The organism is Pseudomonas caspiana (assembly GCF_002158995.1).
GTDB classification, from domain to species: domain Bacteria; phylum Pseudomonadota; class Gammaproteobacteria; order Pseudomonadales; family Pseudomonadaceae; genus Aquipseudomonas; species Aquipseudomonas caspiana.
Window position 1 is genome coordinate 24,937 of the sequence record NZ_LOHF01000015.1, and the last position, 15,282, is coordinate 40,218.

General features: G+C 55.9%; 12 protein-coding genes. 7 read left to right on the forward strand and 5 right to left on the reverse strand.

The window, feature by feature from the left end; translation table 11 throughout:
- Positions 1-228: 228 nt before the first annotated feature.
- Both AUC60_RS17355 and AUC60_RS17360 read right to left on the reverse strand, forming a co-directional pair.
- Entirely contained in the window at positions 229-1,569 is a 1,341-nt protein-coding gene (locus AUC60_RS17355; RefSeq protein ID WP_405624155.1) for a glycosyltransferase, read from the reverse strand.
- Positions 1,562-1,921 (reverse strand): response regulator, encoded by a 360-nt coding sequence (locus AUC60_RS17360; RefSeq protein ID WP_087270104.1) that lies wholly within the window; start codon positions 1,919-1,921, stop codon positions 1,562-1,564. The genes AUC60_RS17355 and AUC60_RS17360 overlap by 8 nt, the downstream gene beginning before the upstream one ends.
- A 267-nt stretch (positions 1,922-2,188) precedes the next feature.
- On the opposite strand from AUC60_RS17360, the gene AUC60_RS17365 reads away from it, so the two are divergent.
- The 5 genes from AUC60_RS17365 (at position 2,189) to AUC60_RS17385 (ending at position 8,829) form a co-directional block, all read left to right on the forward strand.
- Positions 2,189-5,695, forward strand: a complete 3,507-nt coding sequence (locus tag AUC60_RS17365; protein WP_087270107.1) for a response regulator — start codon at positions 2,189-2,191, stop codon at positions 5,693-5,695.
- Positions 5,696-5,744: 49 nt separating this feature from the next.
- Complete coding sequence (locus AUC60_RS17370) at positions 5,745-6,566, forward strand: CheR family methyltransferase (protein ID WP_087270424.1); 822 nt, start codon at positions 5,745-5,747, stop codon at positions 6,564-6,566.
- Positions 6,563-7,180 carry a chemotaxis protein CheB gene (locus tag AUC60_RS17375; RefSeq protein ID WP_087270110.1) on the forward strand — a complete coding sequence of 206 codons (618 nt, stop codon included), beginning with the start codon at positions 6,563-6,565 and terminating at the stop codon, positions 7,178-7,180. Before AUC60_RS17370 ends, AUC60_RS17375 begins: the two co-directional genes overlap by 4 nt.
- Positions 7,174-8,355 carry a hybrid sensor histidine kinase/response regulator gene (locus tag AUC60_RS17380; protein WP_087270113.1) on the forward strand — a complete coding sequence of 394 codons (1,182 nt, stop codon included), beginning with the start codon at positions 7,174-7,176 and terminating at the stop codon, positions 8,353-8,355. Before AUC60_RS17375 ends, AUC60_RS17380 begins: the two co-directional genes overlap by 7 nt.
- Before the next feature lie 96 nt (positions 8,356-8,451).
- Positions 8,452-8,829: a response regulator gene (locus tag AUC60_RS17385; RefSeq protein WP_087270117.1), complete on the forward strand. Its 378-nt coding sequence runs from the start codon at positions 8,452-8,454 to the stop codon at positions 8,827-8,829.
- A gap of 51 nt (positions 8,830-8,880) precedes the next feature.
- Here AUC60_RS17385 and AUC60_RS17390 read toward each other — a convergent pair whose 3' ends face one another.
- The gene (locus tag AUC60_RS17390; RefSeq protein ID WP_087270120.1) at positions 8,881-10,911 is read right to left on the reverse strand and encodes a response regulator; all 2,031 of its coding nucleotides are present in this window, start codon (positions 10,909-10,911) and stop codon (positions 8,881-8,883) included.
- Positions 10,908-12,392, reverse strand: a complete 1,485-nt coding sequence (locus tag AUC60_RS17395; protein WP_087270123.1) for an ATPase domain-containing protein — start codon at positions 12,390-12,392, stop codon at positions 10,908-10,910. The genes AUC60_RS17390 and AUC60_RS17395 overlap by 4 nt, the downstream gene beginning before the upstream one ends.
- A 285-nt stretch (positions 12,393-12,677) precedes the next feature.
- Between AUC60_RS17395 and AUC60_RS17400 the strand changes: the two genes are divergently transcribed.
- On the forward strand, positions 12,678-13,490 hold the full coding sequence (locus tag AUC60_RS17400) for a crotonase/enoyl-CoA hydratase family protein (protein WP_087270126.1): 813 nt from the start codon (positions 12,678-12,680) through the stop codon (positions 13,488-13,490).
- Positions 13,491-13,526: 36 nt separating this feature from the next.
- The gene (gene nudC, locus AUC60_RS17405) at positions 13,527-14,363 is read left to right on the forward strand and encodes an NAD(+) diphosphatase (RefSeq protein WP_087270129.1); all 837 of its coding nucleotides are present in this window, start codon (positions 13,527-13,529) and stop codon (positions 14,361-14,363) included.
- Here the strand turns inward: nudC and AUC60_RS17410 are convergent.
- Positions 14,331-15,110 (reverse strand): TSUP family transporter, encoded by a 780-nt coding sequence (locus tag AUC60_RS17410; RefSeq protein ID WP_087270132.1) that lies wholly within the window; start codon positions 15,108-15,110, stop codon positions 14,331-14,333. The genes nudC and AUC60_RS17410 overlap by 33 nt on opposite strands.
- Positions 15,111-15,282 lie beyond the last annotated feature (172 nt).

Genomic DNA, 15,282 nt, shown 5'->3' on the forward strand with positions numbered 1-15,282 from the left:
TTTTAATCTCAAGCTATTGTTTTTATTGGTTAATGTAGTAGACGTGCACGATATACCTGATGCCCTGCGGCGCCTGAATAGCGGGCTAGCCTTGATGATGACGTGGGACCGGCTTTAGCCGGGAAAGCTGCCTGTCAGACGCCACATATTCAGCGGCTGTACCGGCCTCTTCCCGGCTAAAGCCGGTCCCACTTGGTCACATTGCATGGCCCCGAGATAGAGGTGCGCCTAAAGGCTTGACGCCGGGTTGCGATTCTTCGCTTCGATCCACTGCGCCATGTACTGGGTACTTTTGTGATGGTGATGGCGCAGCATTGCGCCGGTAAAGTTTGCGGCTCGATGGGCGTGCAGGTTTTGGCGAAGATGCTCGATGCGGGCGATAAGGCTCGCGCAGTGCTCGTTATGCCGATAGCGCGCTTCAAGCAACGCCCAGCCAGCGCTCTGCGCTTCATGCCAACGCTCTTCGTCTTGATAGAGCCGCACAGCCTCAGCAGCAATCCGCTCAGCGCTGTTGGCGATGCTGCCGGGCCAGGGCAGGTCGCCACTCATGGCTTCGGCACCGATTGGCGTTGTGACGGTCGGCGTGCCGCACAGCATTGCGTCGACAATCTTGCCTTTGACGCCCGCGCCAAAGCGCAATGGCGCCAGGCAAATGCGCGCTTCGGACATGACCTGCAACGCATCTTCCGCCCAGTTCATGACATGAAAGCCCTGTGCCGCGTTATGCAGCGCAGTGGCCTTGGGCGGCGTGTAGGAGCCGTAAATATGCAGTTGGGCCTTGGGCAGTTGCTGGCGTATCAGGGGCCAGATGGCGTTTTTCATCCAGAGCACGGCATCCCAGTTCGGGGCGTGCCGAAAGTTACCGATGCTCAGAAAGTGCGCTCGTTCGTTAAACGGCCGTGCGGTTGCAGGGATGCTGCTGATCATCAGCGGGCACCAGTGCAGGATGGCCTCTGGCAACCGGAATTCACGGGTCAGCAACTGCATTTCCACGTCGGATGTCATTAGGCTGAGGTCGGATCTGTAAAGCGCAGCAACCTCACGCTTAGAGAGATCGCCTGTGGCCATCGCGGAATAAATAGTGCGTGCTGATTTTTCAAAAAAACCTTCTAGATCATCAGGTTGGGATGAAGTACTAAGGTGGTCTTTGAGCTGCTGATGGCGTGCGTGACGCAAGCTTTGCAGGTCTGATGTTTCCAGGATGCGCAGTGCATTCGGGCAATGCTTCTCTACTCGCCAGCCAAACTGCTCTTCAATCATGAACTGATCGAAAAGCACGATATCCGGCTGTAGTTCACTGATGAAAACATCGAAGCTGCTGTTGTTCAGCTCAATGCTGACTTCATGGATACCCAGCTCTGCCAGGTCTGCTTTGTGTTCGCCCTCAGTGGCAGGGCTGGCGAAAGTGATTTGCCAGCCTTGCTCGAGAAAACACTGGATCAGCTGCATGACGTGGCCGCTGGCTGCCGAGGAGCGCGGCTCGGGCCACACATAACCAATTATCAATACGTGGGTTGGCGCGTCTGAAGCCGGTTGTTCCAGGAGGTGCTGCGAATCGTGCTTATCCAAGAATGCTTTTTACCTTGTCACGCAACTGGTCGATGGAGAACGGTTTGCCGATGTTGTGCATGCCTGCCGGGACATCAATGCTTTCGGCATAGCCACTGGCGAAAAGAACGGGCAGGGTCGGGCGCAGTTCGCACGCAATCGCAGCCAGTTCTCTGCCATCCATGCCCGGCAGGCCCAGGTCGGTCATCATCAGATCAATAACCTTTGACTCATCTTCGAGCACCTTTACAGCCACTTCACCGTCTTCTGCTTCGAGCACTGTGTATTCCAGCTCTTCAAGCACGTCGACGATCAGCATGCGTACGATGGCGTCGTCTTCGACCACGAGAATGGTGCTGGTGGGGGCGGACATGTGTGAATTCCTTCAAAAGTGACATTGAGCGGGCGTACTGATGGATACGACCGTTTTATGAGTAAACAAAATAACGCGGGAAGTTCCGAATGACCAATCGATGCACTCACTCGGGTGGCGCATTGGCCATTATGTAATCGTTGTGCGACACAAGATGTGATTTTTTCCATTAAATGTCAGAAAATTCAGCCATCTGTGTCAGAAATGAGAGTCTTTTTCTAAACTTTACGGCACACTTCATGGTTTGATGATCACCAAGGATGACCCATGATCCGTCCGTCTACTGTCGATGAGCAACGTTTTCGTAAATTGCTTGGCCGCAACGTCACTCTGCCGTTGAGCGTAGGCGTGATCAGCGCGATCTTTTTCATTGGTCTGATCAGCTATCTGCTCTCGGTCATCCAGTGGGTCGAACATACCGATCGAGTGATCAACAATACCAACCGCTCATTGAAGCTTTCCATCGATATGGAAACGGGCATGCGTGGCTATTTGCTTGCGGGGGATGAGCGTTACCTCGACCCGTATGAACTGGCAAAACCGGCGCTGGCTGCTGAGCTCAAAGGGCTTGAGGTGCTGGTCAGTGACAACCCGCCTCAGGTGGATCGACTCAAACGCATCCAGGCGCTGCAGGATGACTGGCAACAGTACGCTGAGGAAATGATCAATCAGCGTCGTATTAAAGGCGAATACATCGCTCCGCTGCGAACCGGCCGAGGCAAGCGGTTGACTGACGAGGTTCGCAGCCAGTACGAGGAAGTTATTGCGATAGAGCAACAACTGCGTCTAGCGCGCAATGCTGACGTTACACGCACTACCATTCTGTGCGTTAGCCTTTACCTGATTTTTGTACTGAGCGTCAGCGGTATTCTGGCGTACATCGGTCGTAGAGACTTGCTGGCCCTGTCCAGTACCTATGGCGACAACCTGAAGCTTCAGGAAGAAAACGCCGAGCGCCTGAAGAAAGTCGCCTGGTTACGCAATGGCCAGAGCGAGCTGGCCGAGCAGGTTCTAGGGCAATTGACCCTTAATAATCTGGGCACCAATGTTTTGCAGTTTTTTGCTCAGTACCTGGGCAGCGTTGTCGCGGCGATTTACGTGCGTCAGGAGCACGGCGGACTCAAGCGCGTGGCGTCCTATGGTTTCTCCCGTGAGCAGGAACAGCATGAACAGTCGATTTACAGCGGCGAGGGCGTGATCGGTCAAGCTGCGCAGCAAGACAAGATCATCCGTCTTGATGAGGTGCCCAGTAATTACTTCAAAGTCTCTTCGGGGCTGGGTGAAGGTGATCCGCGTAGCATTCTCGTGGTACCGACCAGCAACGACGATCAAGTCAATGGTGTCATCGAGCTGGGCTTCCTGCGTCCCCTGACGGAGCGTGATGTTGAGTTCATGGAGCTCGTTGCCGACAACGTCGGTACCTCTATCGAGGCTGCGCGTTATCGCCAGCGCTTGCAGGAAGTGCTCGCTGAAACCCAGCAGCTCAACGAAGAGCTGCAGGTTCAGCAGGAAGAGCTGCGCACCGCCAACGAAGAGCTGGAGGAGCAGTCGAGGATTCTCAAGGAGTCTCAGGCTCATCTGGAAACCCAGCAGGCCGAACTGGAGCAGACCAACGAGCAACTGGCCGACCAGGCTCAGGTTCTCTCCGATCAGCGTGACGCGCTTGATCGCAAGAATGAGGAGCTGAATATTGCGCAGGTCGAACTTGAAGCTCGTGCCGATGAGCTGCAGCGTTCGAGCAAGTACAAATCCGAGTTCCTTGCCAACATGTCTCACGAGTTGCGCACACCGCTCAACAGCTCGTTGATCCTGGCCAAGCTGCTCGCGGAGAACCCTGCGGAGAATCTCACGTCTGAACAGGTCAAGTTCGCTGAATCTATTTATTCAGCCGGTAACGATCTGCTCAACCTGATCAACGACATTCTGGATATTTCCAAGGTCGAGGCCGGCAAGCTGGACATGCGCCCTGAAAACAGCAGCGTCTCTCGTCTGGTCGATGGGCTGCGCAACATGTTCCAGCCTTTGGCCACTGATAAGAATCTGGATTTCCACGTGGAATTGCAGCCTGGCGCGCCGACCATGCTGTACACCGATCGCCAGCGTCTGGAACAGATTCTGAAGAACCTGCTGTCGAACGCGATCAAGTTCACCGAATCCGGCGCCGTCAGTATGGTCGTCTCACGCCAGCCAAGTGCCGGCATCGTCTTTACGGTGCGCGATTCGGGGATCGGCATTGCCCCGGAACAGCAAGAGAGCATCTTCGAAGCGTTCCGGCAGGCGGATGGCACCACCAATCGACGTTATGGCGGTACCGGTCTGGGCTTGTCCATCTCCCGGGATCTGGCGGGCTTGCTGGGTGGTTCGATCACCGTCACCAGCGAGCCGGGGCAGGGCAGTATCTTCTCGTTGATCCTGCCAGAGCAGTATGTCGAGCCGGTGCAACTGGAATATGGTCAAGCTCCTGCGCCAATCGCCGCGCCTGTTGCGCCGTTGCAGGTGTTCACTCCTCAGCCGCTTGCCGCTCCCGCAGCACCGGCCAGAGCGCCGGTGCCGACATTTGCCGATGATCGCGAGAAGCTGCCTTCGACCAAACGATGCATTTTGGTTATCGAAGATGAGGTGGCCTTTGCCAAAATCCTCTTCGACCTGGCTCATGAGTTGGGTTACCACTGCCTGGTGGCCCATGCAGCCGACGACGGCTTTAATCTGGCAGCACAATTCACGCCGGATGCGATCCTGCTGGACATGCGCCTGCCGGATCACTCGGGGCTGACGGTTCTGCAACGCCTGAAAGAGCTGGCACCGACGCGACACATTCCGGTGCACGTTATTTCGGTCGAAGACCGCCAGGAAGCGGCGATGCATATGGGCGCGGTGGGCTACGCGGTCAAGCCGACCACCCGTGAAGAACTCAAGGATGTATTCGCCAAGCTCGAATCCAAGCTGACCCAGAAGGTCAAGCGCATCTTGCTGGTAGAAGACGATGCCCTGCAGCGCGACAGCATTGCCCGGTTGATCGGTGATGACGACATTGAAATCACTGCCGTCGGTTTTGCTCAGGACGCGCTGGATCTGCTGCGCGATAACATCTATGACTGCATGATCATCGACCTGAAACTACCGGACATGCTGGGCAATGACCTGCTCAAGCGGATGTCCACCGACGAAATCTGCTCGTTCCCACCGGTTATTGTCTACACCGGCCGCAACCTGACCCGGGATGAAGAAACCGAGCTGCTGAAATATTCACGCTCTATCATCATCAAAGGCGCGCGCTCACCTGAGCGTCTCCTTGATGAAGTCACCCTGTTCCTGCACAAGGTCGAGTCGCAGCTTTCCAATGAGCGTCAGAAGATGCTCAAGACCGCGCGTAGCCGTGACAAGGTCTTTGAGGGGCGCAGGATTCTGGTCGTAGACGATGACGTACGAAATATCTTTGCCCTGACCAGCGCCCTGGAGCATAAAGGCGCTGTGATTGAAGTGGCACGCAATGGCATTGAAGCGATCAGCAAGCTGAATGAAATTGAAGATATCGACCTGGTGTTGATGGACGTGATGATGCCGGAGATGGATGGCTATGAAGCGACCATTGAGATCCGTAAAGACCCGCGCTGGCGCAAACTGCCGATTATTGCCGTAACCGCCAAGGCGATGAAAGATGATCAGGAACGCTGCCTGCAGGCCGGCTCCAATGATTATCTGGCTAAGCCTATTGATCTGGATCGGTTGTTTTCGCTTATTCGTGTCTGGTTGCCAAAAATGGAACGTATTTGAGTTGGACAAGCCCAAGTTGAGCATCCAACCCAAGGTTAAAGGTTCCGCAATGTCTCAAGACAAGAGTACGGACATCGAGATACGTCTGTTGATTGAGGCTATTTATCTCAAATACAGCTACGATTTTCGTGATTATTCCGGCGCTTCGGTGAAGCGCCGTATTCACCACGCGCTTCGCCAGTTTGACTGCGCCACGGTTTCTGCGTTGCAGGAGCGGGTGATTCACGACCCGCAGGCTTTCATGCAGTTGCTGCAGTTCCTGACAATTCCGGTCAGCGAAATGTTTCGCGATCCATCGCACTTTCTGGCTATACGCCACGAAGTGGTGCCGCTGCTGCGTACCTATCCATCGATCAAAATATGGATCGCGGGGTGCAGCACGGGCGAGGAGGTGTACTCGATGGCCATCCTGCTGCGCGAAGAAGGTTTGCTGGAGCGAACCATTATTTACGCCACTGACATTAACCCAAGCTCTTTGGAGAAGGCGCAGCAGGGGATTTTCTCAATGGAAAACGTTCGCGCCTATACGGACAACTATCAGAAGGCGGGTGGTCAGCGTGCTTTCTCCGATTACTACACCAGTGCCTACGACTACGCGATATTCGATAAGACGCTGCGCGAGAACGTGACGTTTGCCGATCACAGCCTGGCAACCGACAGCGTTTTTTCCGAGACGCAGATGATTTCATGCCGTAACGTATTGATTTATTTCAATAAAAAACTTCAAGATCGTGCTTTTGGACTTTTCCATGACTCGCTGTGCCATCGCGGCTTTTTAGTCCTGGGCAGTAAAGAGACACTGGATTTCTCTGCTTACAGTGGCCAATTCGAGCCCCTGGTGAAACCGGAACGGATCTACCGCAAGTCATGAAAAGATCATTTTCTGGCGATGAAGACAGTGTGAGCTCGCTGCCGGTCGTAGATGCCATCGTGGTGGGCGCGTCCGCCGGCGGTGTTGAAGCGTTGCTGAAGATTTTCGCAAGCCTGAGAGTCGGTTATCGACTGCCGATTCTTACCGTTCTGCACGTGCCTGAAAACCGCCTTAGCCAATTGGCTCCTGTATTTCAGGCAAGGTTACCGATCAAGGTCAAAGAGGCGGACGACAAGGAAGATGTAGCGCCAGGCACGTTGTATTTCGCACCACCGGGTTATCACTTGTCGGTGGAAAACGATTTCAGTCTGTCCCTGAGTCAGGAGGACCGCGTGTTCCATTCGCGACCCAGTATTGACATCCTATTTCAGTCCGCCGCGGATGCCTACGGGCCGCGTCTGGCAGGCTTTTTACTGACCGGCGCCAACAATGACGGCGCTTTTGGTCTGTCATGCATCAAGTTGTCCGGCGGCATGACGGTTGTTCAGGATCCGGATCAGGCCCAGGCGCGCACCATGCCTGAAGCGGCACTGGCATTGCAGCATCCTGATTACCTTCTGCCTTTAAATGATATAGGCCAACTTCTGGTCGAGCTGGAACGAATTGCATGCTGAGTCATATTCAAGCCAAGCTGCTGATCGTCGACGATCTGCCGGAGAACCTTCTGGCGCTCGAAGCGTTGATCAAGCGCGAAGATCGCGAGGTGTACAAGGCATTATCCGCCGATGAGGCCTTGTCGCTGCTGCTGGAACACGAATTTGCCATGGCTATTCTGGATGTTCAGATGCCAGGCATGAACGGTTTCGAGCTTGCGGAGATGATGCGCGGCACGGATCGCACCAAGAGCATCCCGATCGTGTTTGTCAGTGCGGCAGGGCGTGAACTCAACTACGCCTTCAAGGGTTATGAAAGCGGCGCCGTAGACTTTCTGCACAAGCCTCTGGATATCCATGCGGTCAAGAGCAAGGTCAACGTGTTCGTCGACCTGTACCGCCAGCGCAAGGCGATGAAGCTGCAAGTCGAGGCTCTGGAGCAGAGCCGTCGAGAGCAGGAACAGTTGCTGGCGAAGCTGCAGGTGACCCAGAACGAGCTGGAGCATGCTGTGCGGATGCGCGATGACTTTATGTCAATCGTATCCCATGAGGTCCGTACGCCACTGAACGGGCTGATTCTGGAAACCCAGCTGCGCAAGTTGCATCTGGCCAAAGACAACGCCTCAGCGTTCACCATGGACAAGCTGAGGTCCATGGTTGATCGCGACGAGCGCCAGATACAGAGTCTGATCCGCCTCATCGAGGACATGCTCGATGTGTCGCGCATCCGCACTGGCAAGCTCTCTATCCGCACCAGTGCTTTCGACCTTGCCGAGCTGGTAAGTAACTTGCTCGAAAGTTTCTCGGCGCAAATCGCGGCGGCGGAATCCAGCGTGACGTTCACGGCAGAAGAGCCGGTCATTGGCGTGTGGGATGAGTTCCGTATTGAGCAAGTGATTGCCAACCTGCTGACAAACGCGCTGCGTTACGGCGCTCGCAAGCCGATTGAAGTTCGGGTGTACGTGACGGAGGGGCAAGCCCGGGTCGAAGTTCGTGATCAAGGGATTGGCATCAGCAAGGAAAACCAGCGACGCATCTTCCAGCAATTCGAGCGGGTCGCGGCCAACCATGCCGTCCACGGCCTCGGTTTGGGACTGTTCATTTCCGACCAGATCGTCTCGGCCCATGGCGGGGAAATCGTTGTGGAAAGCGAAGAGGGCGAGGGCTCGATGTTCCGGGTCTGCCTTCCGGTTTAGGGGCGGGCGCGGTCAGCGTCAGATTTATCCGATATTTACGCAACCTACGGCAACCGCCATGGTCGTAAAGGCAGCTATTTAACCGAAGGCAGTTCCATGAGCTCTGATGCAGAAAATGTCGTCCTCATCGTCGAAGACGAGCCGCTGATCCTGATGTTGCTTGCCGATTACCTGTCGGGCGAGGGCTATCGAGTGTTGCAGGCAGAAAACGGCGAACAGGCGTTCGAAATTCTTGCGACCAAGCCCCACCTTGATTTGATGATCACTGATTACCGTCTGCCGGGAGGGATATCCGGGGTAATGATCGCCGAGCCTGCGGTTAAATTACGACCGGAACTGAAGGTTATCTTCATCAGCGGTTACCCGGCAGAAATCGTCGAGTCCGGCAGTCCCATTGCCAGGAAGGCACCGATACTTGCCAAGCCGTTCAATATGGAAACGCTGCATTCGCAGATCGAAAAGCTGTTGGCCTGAATCAACGGCTCCCCACGCCATCAGTCACTCGTTCTGATGGCGCCGTAATCCCTACTCTTCGATCATTTCCCGGACCTTTGACGTCAGATTGTCAAAGGCGAAGGGCTTGGTGATCATCTGCATGCCATCGTCGAGAAAGCCCGCCCTGACCGCTGCGTGCTCGGCATAACCTGTGATGAACAGTACTTTGAGGCCAGGCCGTAGCTGTCGGCCTATTTCGGCGAGTTGCCGGCCGTTCATTCCGGGCAGGCCCACGTCACTGATCAGCAGGTCGACGCGTTGCCCGGACTCCAGAACAGGCACTGCTTCCGGGCCGGAACTGGCCTCTACGAATTTGTAACCCAGTTCGCTCAACACTTCGCAAACCAACACTCTCACTGCGGCGTCGTCTTCAACGATCAGGACAGTCTCGCCTTCTTTGGCAAAGCTTTCCGGGCTATGAATAATCTGCTCGTCCTGAGTTTGCTGACCTTTAAAGCGTGGCAGGAAGAGCTGCACCGTCGTGCCTTTGCCCACTTCACTTTTGATCGAAACATGGCCGTGGGACTGTTTGCTGAAGCCATAGATCATCGAAAGGCCCAGTCCGGTGCCCTGACCAATCGGTTTCGTCGTGAAGAACGGGTCGAAAGCGCGGCTGATCACATTTTCCGGCATGCCGTATCCGGTATCACTGACGCTGAGTACAACGTAGTCTCCCGGGAGCAGATTTTCGTGAGCGTTGGTGAAGGATCTGTCCAGACTCTGATTGGAAGACTCGACGATCAGCAGGCCACCGTCAGGCATGGCGTCCCGGGCGTTGAGCACCAGATTAAGCAGGGCACTTTCAAGCTGATTGGGGTCGGCTTCTGCGGTCCATAGCTGCTCATGCAAGTGCAATTCAAGACGAATGCTCTCGTTGAGGCTGCGATTAAGTAGCTCACCCATCGAACTGATCAGTTGATTCATCTCCACTGGCTTGGAGTCCAGTGACTGCCGACGGGAGAAGGCGAGTAGTCGATGGGTCAGAGCTGCGGCACGGTTGGCTGAGGTTACGCCAAGGTCGATCAGGCTGTTCAGGTCTTCGGTGTTACCGCGAGCCAGCCGCCTTCGCAGAAGCTCCAGGCTGCCAATGATCCCGGTCAGCATGTTGTTGAAGTCGTGCGCAATGCCTCCGGTCAATTGGCCAACCGCTTCCATCTTTTGCGATTGACGCAGGACTTCTTCGTTGTGCTTGAGCTGGGAGGTTCGTTCTTCGACCTGCTGCTCAAGGGTTTCGTTGAGTCGCCGCAGTTGCGCCTCGGCCTGCTTGCGCTCGGTAATGTCCGACGTTACCCCAGCCAGTGAGCTGACTCGACCGTTCTTGGCTCGAATGGCACGGGCCCTGACGTCTACCCAGTTCAATGAACCGTCAGGCCAGACGTTACGAAATTCAATGATGAAATCATCGCCGCTATCCAGGCTGCGCTGCAGCGCCGATTGCATGCGTGGCTGGTCTTCGGGGTAAACCGCGTCGAGCCAGTCGTCGTAGTCGAAGCGCGCGTCGTCAAAGCGTCCGTAGTGTGATCGGGAGATATCGGAGCAATCGAGTTTGAGAAACTCCGCTTCCAGCTGCCATGACCCCAAGCGTCCAGCCTTGAGTGCGGTCTGCAGGCGTAGTTGGCTTTCCGCCAGATCTTCCATGCGCGCCCTGGCTTCGTACTGCCGTCGCCTGCCGCGTATCGCGGTGGTGACCAAGCTGACCAGGGTAGAGGGGTGAAAAGGGCGCTCGAGGAACGTGACATTACCCAGTAATTTGCCCAGATAAGCCGAAGGGCTCTGCTCCGGGCCACCGTGATGGGTAAGGAGTACCACAGGAAGGTCTGACCAGGGCGGCTGGCGGTCCAGTGTCTGCACCAGCGTCCCTATGTCTTTGCCACGCAACGCTTCATCGGCAATGATTGCCATACCGGCGCCGAGGCTCAGTTCCTCATTCAAGTCAGCAAGCGTGTGTGCAACCAGCGCGGGAAATCCTGCTTCCTGCAAAATCATTAAAGCAATCTGACTGTCCCGGCCCCTGGGGGCCAGGATGATTGCCCGCTCCGATAACAGTCCTAGGGTGCTCACTCCTCGTTATCTCCCAACAAGGGACTGTCAGAGCCTGCGTATTGAGGGATGCCGCTGAGCACGCCCTGGAAGGCTGCGAGCGGTTTGCCAATTTTCAGGCCCTGATGACTGATGCGATACTCCCTGATGGTCGATTCATGGGTGCCAGTACGTTTCTTGATGATGGAAATCGCTCGGCGGACTTCGCCCTTGGCTTCGAAATAGCGCAACAACATGACGGTGTCGGCCAGATAAGTAATGTCGACGGGAGCGCGCATGTCGCCCACCAGACCATGCTGGGCAACGGTCATGAAGGTCGCTGCTCCCTGGCGATTGAGGTAGAGCAGCAACTCGTGCATGTGCAGAACCAATGCATTTTCTTCAGGCATAGCAGCCTGATAGCCGTTGATGCTGTCGATGACCACGGTCTTGATCTGCTGTTGGTCAACACTGGCTCGTACCCGGTGAGCAAACTCGCCCGGAGACAATTCAGCGGCGTCGACTTGCTCAATCAGCAGGTTGCCGCTTTTCTGCAGCGCCTGGAGATCAATCCCGACTTTGCGCATGCGATTGAACAGCAGGCCCAACTCTTCATCGAAGATGAACAGCGCAACACGTTCGCCGCGAGCGACCGCTGCCGCTGCGAATACCAGCGAGATCAGCGACTTACCAGTACCCGCGGGGCCTAGAATCAACGTGCTGGAGCCACCATCAATCCCGCCGCCCAGCAGCGCATCAAGCTCAATCAGGCCACTTGATAACACTCCGCGCTCATAATGCTTGCGGTGTTCCGCAGCGACCAGGCGAGGAAACACGTGGATGCCGTCAGCCATGATGGTGAAGTCATGAAAGCCACCGCGATATTTCTGCCCGCGGTACTTCACAACCCGTAGGCGACGTCGTTCTGCGCCGTAGTTCGGGTTCAATTCTTCAAGCCGGATAACGCCGTGCGCTACGCTGTGCACGGTTTTGTCCAGCGCCTCAGTGGTGAGGTCGTCCAGCAGCAATACGGTCGCGTCATAGCGCGAAAAGTAATGCTTGATGGAAAGTATCTGTCGTCGGTAGCGCAGGGAGCTTTGCGCCAGCAAGCGGATTTCCGAAAGGCTGTCGATAACGACCCGAGTAGGTTTCACTCGTTCGACAACTTCGAAGATCTGACGCGTTGCTTCGCCTAACTCCAGATCCGAGGAATACAACAAACTTTGATGATTATTAGCGTCGAGCAAGCTTTCTGGAGGCGTCAGCTCGAAGATTACGATGTTCTCGTCCAGATCCCAGCCATGTGACGCTGCGCCATCGCGCAGTTCTATGTCGGTTTCCGACAGCGTGATATACAGGCATCGTTCGCCCTCAAGGGCACCTGCACGCAGAAATTGCAGGGCTACAGTCGTTTTACCTGTGCCCGGTTCGCCTTCGAGGAGAAACACATGCCGACGGGAAAGACCGCCCGCCAGAATGTCATCGAGGCCCACAATACCGGTTGCTGCTTTTGATGTAGTCAAGAATCGCCCTCTTGCGACCTTAGGGGTGTGGCATAGCCTTGAAATCGGCCGCTGCGCTGTCAATGCCTATGACGCAGCTCACTATCACTTACACACTACTGGACCGCCCAGTACGTTGAGCGTTCAGACTTTCGTACCGTGCAGCCCGCTTTCAGCCTGCTTCTGGGGGGCGTGATCCGGGAAATGGCACAACCGCGGCCTTATCGCGTAAAGCCCAGCCTTGATATAGTCTTTGGCTGAATCCGGTCGTGGCTAGAATAAGAAAAAACCAAGAGAGGAACCTCCGTGTCTGACTATCAATCCTTCGTTGTAGAGCTCAATAATCACATCGCCCACGTGCAGATCAATCGACCGGAAAAGGTCAATGCCATGGACGCTGCATTCTGGTCTGAAATCATTGATATTTTCCAGTGGATTGATGAGACAGATGAAGTGCGTGTTGTGGTGCTGAGTGGGGCGGGCAAGCACTTTTCTTCGGGTATCGATCTGATGCTGCTGGCTTCGGTCGCCAACGAGCTGGGCAAGGATGCAGGTCGTAATGCCCGCACATTGCGCCGTAAGATTCAGCAGTTGCAAGCGTCATTCACTGCGGTCGATAAGTGCCGTAAACCGGTTCTTGCAGCCGTTCAAGGCTATTGTCTCGGCGGGGCCATCGATCTGGTGTCAGCCTGCGACATGCGTTATTGCGCCGAAGATGCAAAGTTTGCGATTCGTGAAATCGACATGGGCATGGCCGCCGATGTCGGCACACTGCAACGCCTGCCTCGCATCATCGGTGACGGCATCATGCGTGAACTGGCTTATACCGGGCGCACGGTCGAAGCGGGAGAAGCCCGCGAGATTGGCCTGGTCAATCGTGTGTTTGCCGACAGTGCCAGTCTGCTGGAAGGCGTGCTGGCCATTGCTGGCGAAATCGCTGCCAAGTCGCCCATTGCCATTGCGGGCACCAAGGAAATGATCAGCTACATGCGTGATCACCGCGTTGATGACGGGCTGGAACACGTTGCCATCTGGAACGCCGCCATGCTGCAATCAGCGGACCTGAAAGCGGCCATGGTTGCACAGATGAGCAAGCACCAGCCCGTTTTTGAAAACTAGATCAAGCACCAGATCAACTGGGTTACGGGAGTTTTTATGTCAGTCCCTAGTCGCTGGACCACCGCCGTGCTGGATGTTCAGACTCCGGGCGGTTGGGCTGTAGTCCACAGCGAACAAGGTTTCCTGCTGGATGGTAATGGGACGATGTTTCCCCGGGAGTGGCTCAAGCGTCAGGATCTCCCGGTCAGCAGCGAGCACGGTATCGGCCATTTCGATGGCGAGCCGGTGTATCTGTATGTACTCAAAGAAGCTGTAGAGGTTGAAGGCTGCACCTGGCAAGGGTTGCGTCAGTTCATGTTGTCCGGTGATTACCACGTCTTTCAGCTACTCGGCTATGCCGCGCAGATCAGCACCTGGGCACGAGAGCATCGGTTTTGTGGCAGTTGCGGAAGGCCAACAGTGCAGGTCCCGGGTGAGCGGGCCATGTATTGCGAGCATGACAACCTGCGTTTTTACCCGCGTATATCGCCCAGCATGATCGCGCTGATTACACGTGGCGACGAAATCCTGCTCGCTCGTTCGCCGCGCTTCGTGACAGGCGTCTACAGCACGCTTGCCGGGTTTGTGGAGCCTGGGGAGTCAGCTGAAGACTGTGTGCGCCGCGAAGTCATGGAGGAGGTGCAGGTCAGGATCAGGAACATCAAATACGTGGGCAGCCAGTGCTGGCCGTTTCCGCATTCAATGATGCTGGGTTTCCATGCTGAATATGAGAGCGGCGAGATCGTGCCTCAAGCCGACGAAATCGAAGACGCACGCTGGTTCAATATCAATGATCTACCGCCATTGCCGGCCAGCCGGTCTATCGCCCGGCACCTGATTGAGTTGTATCTGGCGCAGCGCTCAGGCGCCCCCGAACCAGTGCTGCCAGGCTAGACGCGCGGTCAGGCACAGCACAACGGTAATGAACACGGGGCGAATGAATTTTGCCCCGCCCTTGATAGCGCTGCGGGCGCCCAGGGCGGCGCCGAGCATGACCGAGATGCCCATGCTCAAACCAATCAGCCAGTCCACCTGACCGGAAAAGATAAACACCGAAAGCGCGGCTGCGTTACTGACGAAATTCATGCTGCGTGCAACGCCGCTGGCTTTGACCAGATCAAGCGGATAGATCAGCAGCGAGCTGACCGTCCAGAAGGCACCGGTTCCCGGACCTGCCACACCGTCGTAAAAGCCCAGCCCCAGGCCTTGCGGCAGCTGCCACTTTTTCTTGATGGGCGCATCGCTGTTGATCGGAGCCTTAGGGGTGCCGCCGAACAGCAGATAAAGGCCGCAACCGAAGACGATCACCGGCAGCATCTGATTGATCCATTCGCCAGGCAGGTACTGAGCGATCACAGCACCGATCAATGCGCCGGCAGCGGTTCCGATAAGGGCGCGAGTCCACTGCCGTGGATGAAACAGCTTGCGCCGGTAGAAGGTGAAACCGGCGGTCGCCGAGCCGAAGGTCGAACTGAGTTTATTGGTGCCAAGCACCAGATGCGGCGGCAAGCCTGCGGTCATCAGCGCCGGGGTCGTCAGCAACCCACCACCCCCGGCAATCGCATCAATGAAACCTGCAATAAAGGCAACGACAACCAGCACCGCCAGGGTGCTTGGTTCGACACTCAGTTCAAATGGCATGGGAAGGGCTTACTTGGCAATCGGGCAGAAAAGGCTGCCTCACAAGCGGCGTATATTACTGCAGGAGCTTGCAGCGTGTCGCGGATGCGCCTTCCTCTGTAGGCGCTGCCGAAGGCTGCGAAGCATTTATCCTGACGCACCGCGATGGCAGCCTTCGACAGCTCCTGCAAGG

Excerpts from the sequence above, each read along its gene's own strand:
- AUC60_RS17370 (WP_087270424.1), top strand. The coding sequence starts at position 5,745 with ATGTCTCAAGACAAGAGTACGGACATCGAGATACGTCTGTTGATTGAG.
- AUC60_RS17385 (WP_087270117.1), top strand. The coding sequence starts at position 8,452 with ATGAGCTCTGATGCAGAAAATGTCGTCCTCATCGTCGAAGACGAGCCG.
- nudC (WP_087270129.1), top strand. The coding sequence starts at position 13,527 with ATGTCAGTCCCTAGTCGCTGGACCACCGCCGTGCTGGATGTTCAGACT.
- AUC60_RS17365 (WP_087270107.1), top strand. The coding sequence starts at position 2,189 with ATGATCCGTCCGTCTACTGTCGATGAGCAACGTTTTCGTAAATTGCTT.
- AUC60_RS17410 (WP_087270132.1), bottom strand. The coding sequence starts at position 15,110 with ATGCCATTTGAACTGAGTGTCGAACCAAGCACCCTGGCGGTGCTGGTT.
- AUC60_RS17375 (WP_087270110.1), top strand. The coding sequence starts at position 6,563 with ATGAAAAGATCATTTTCTGGCGATGAAGACAGTGTGAGCTCGCTGCCG.
- AUC60_RS17380 (WP_087270113.1), top strand. The coding sequence starts at position 7,174 with ATGCTGAGTCATATTCAAGCCAAGCTGCTGATCGTCGACGATCTGCCG.
- AUC60_RS17360 (WP_087270104.1), bottom strand. The coding sequence starts at position 1,921 with ATGTCCGCCCCCACCAGCACCATTCTCGTGGTCGAAGACGACGCCATC.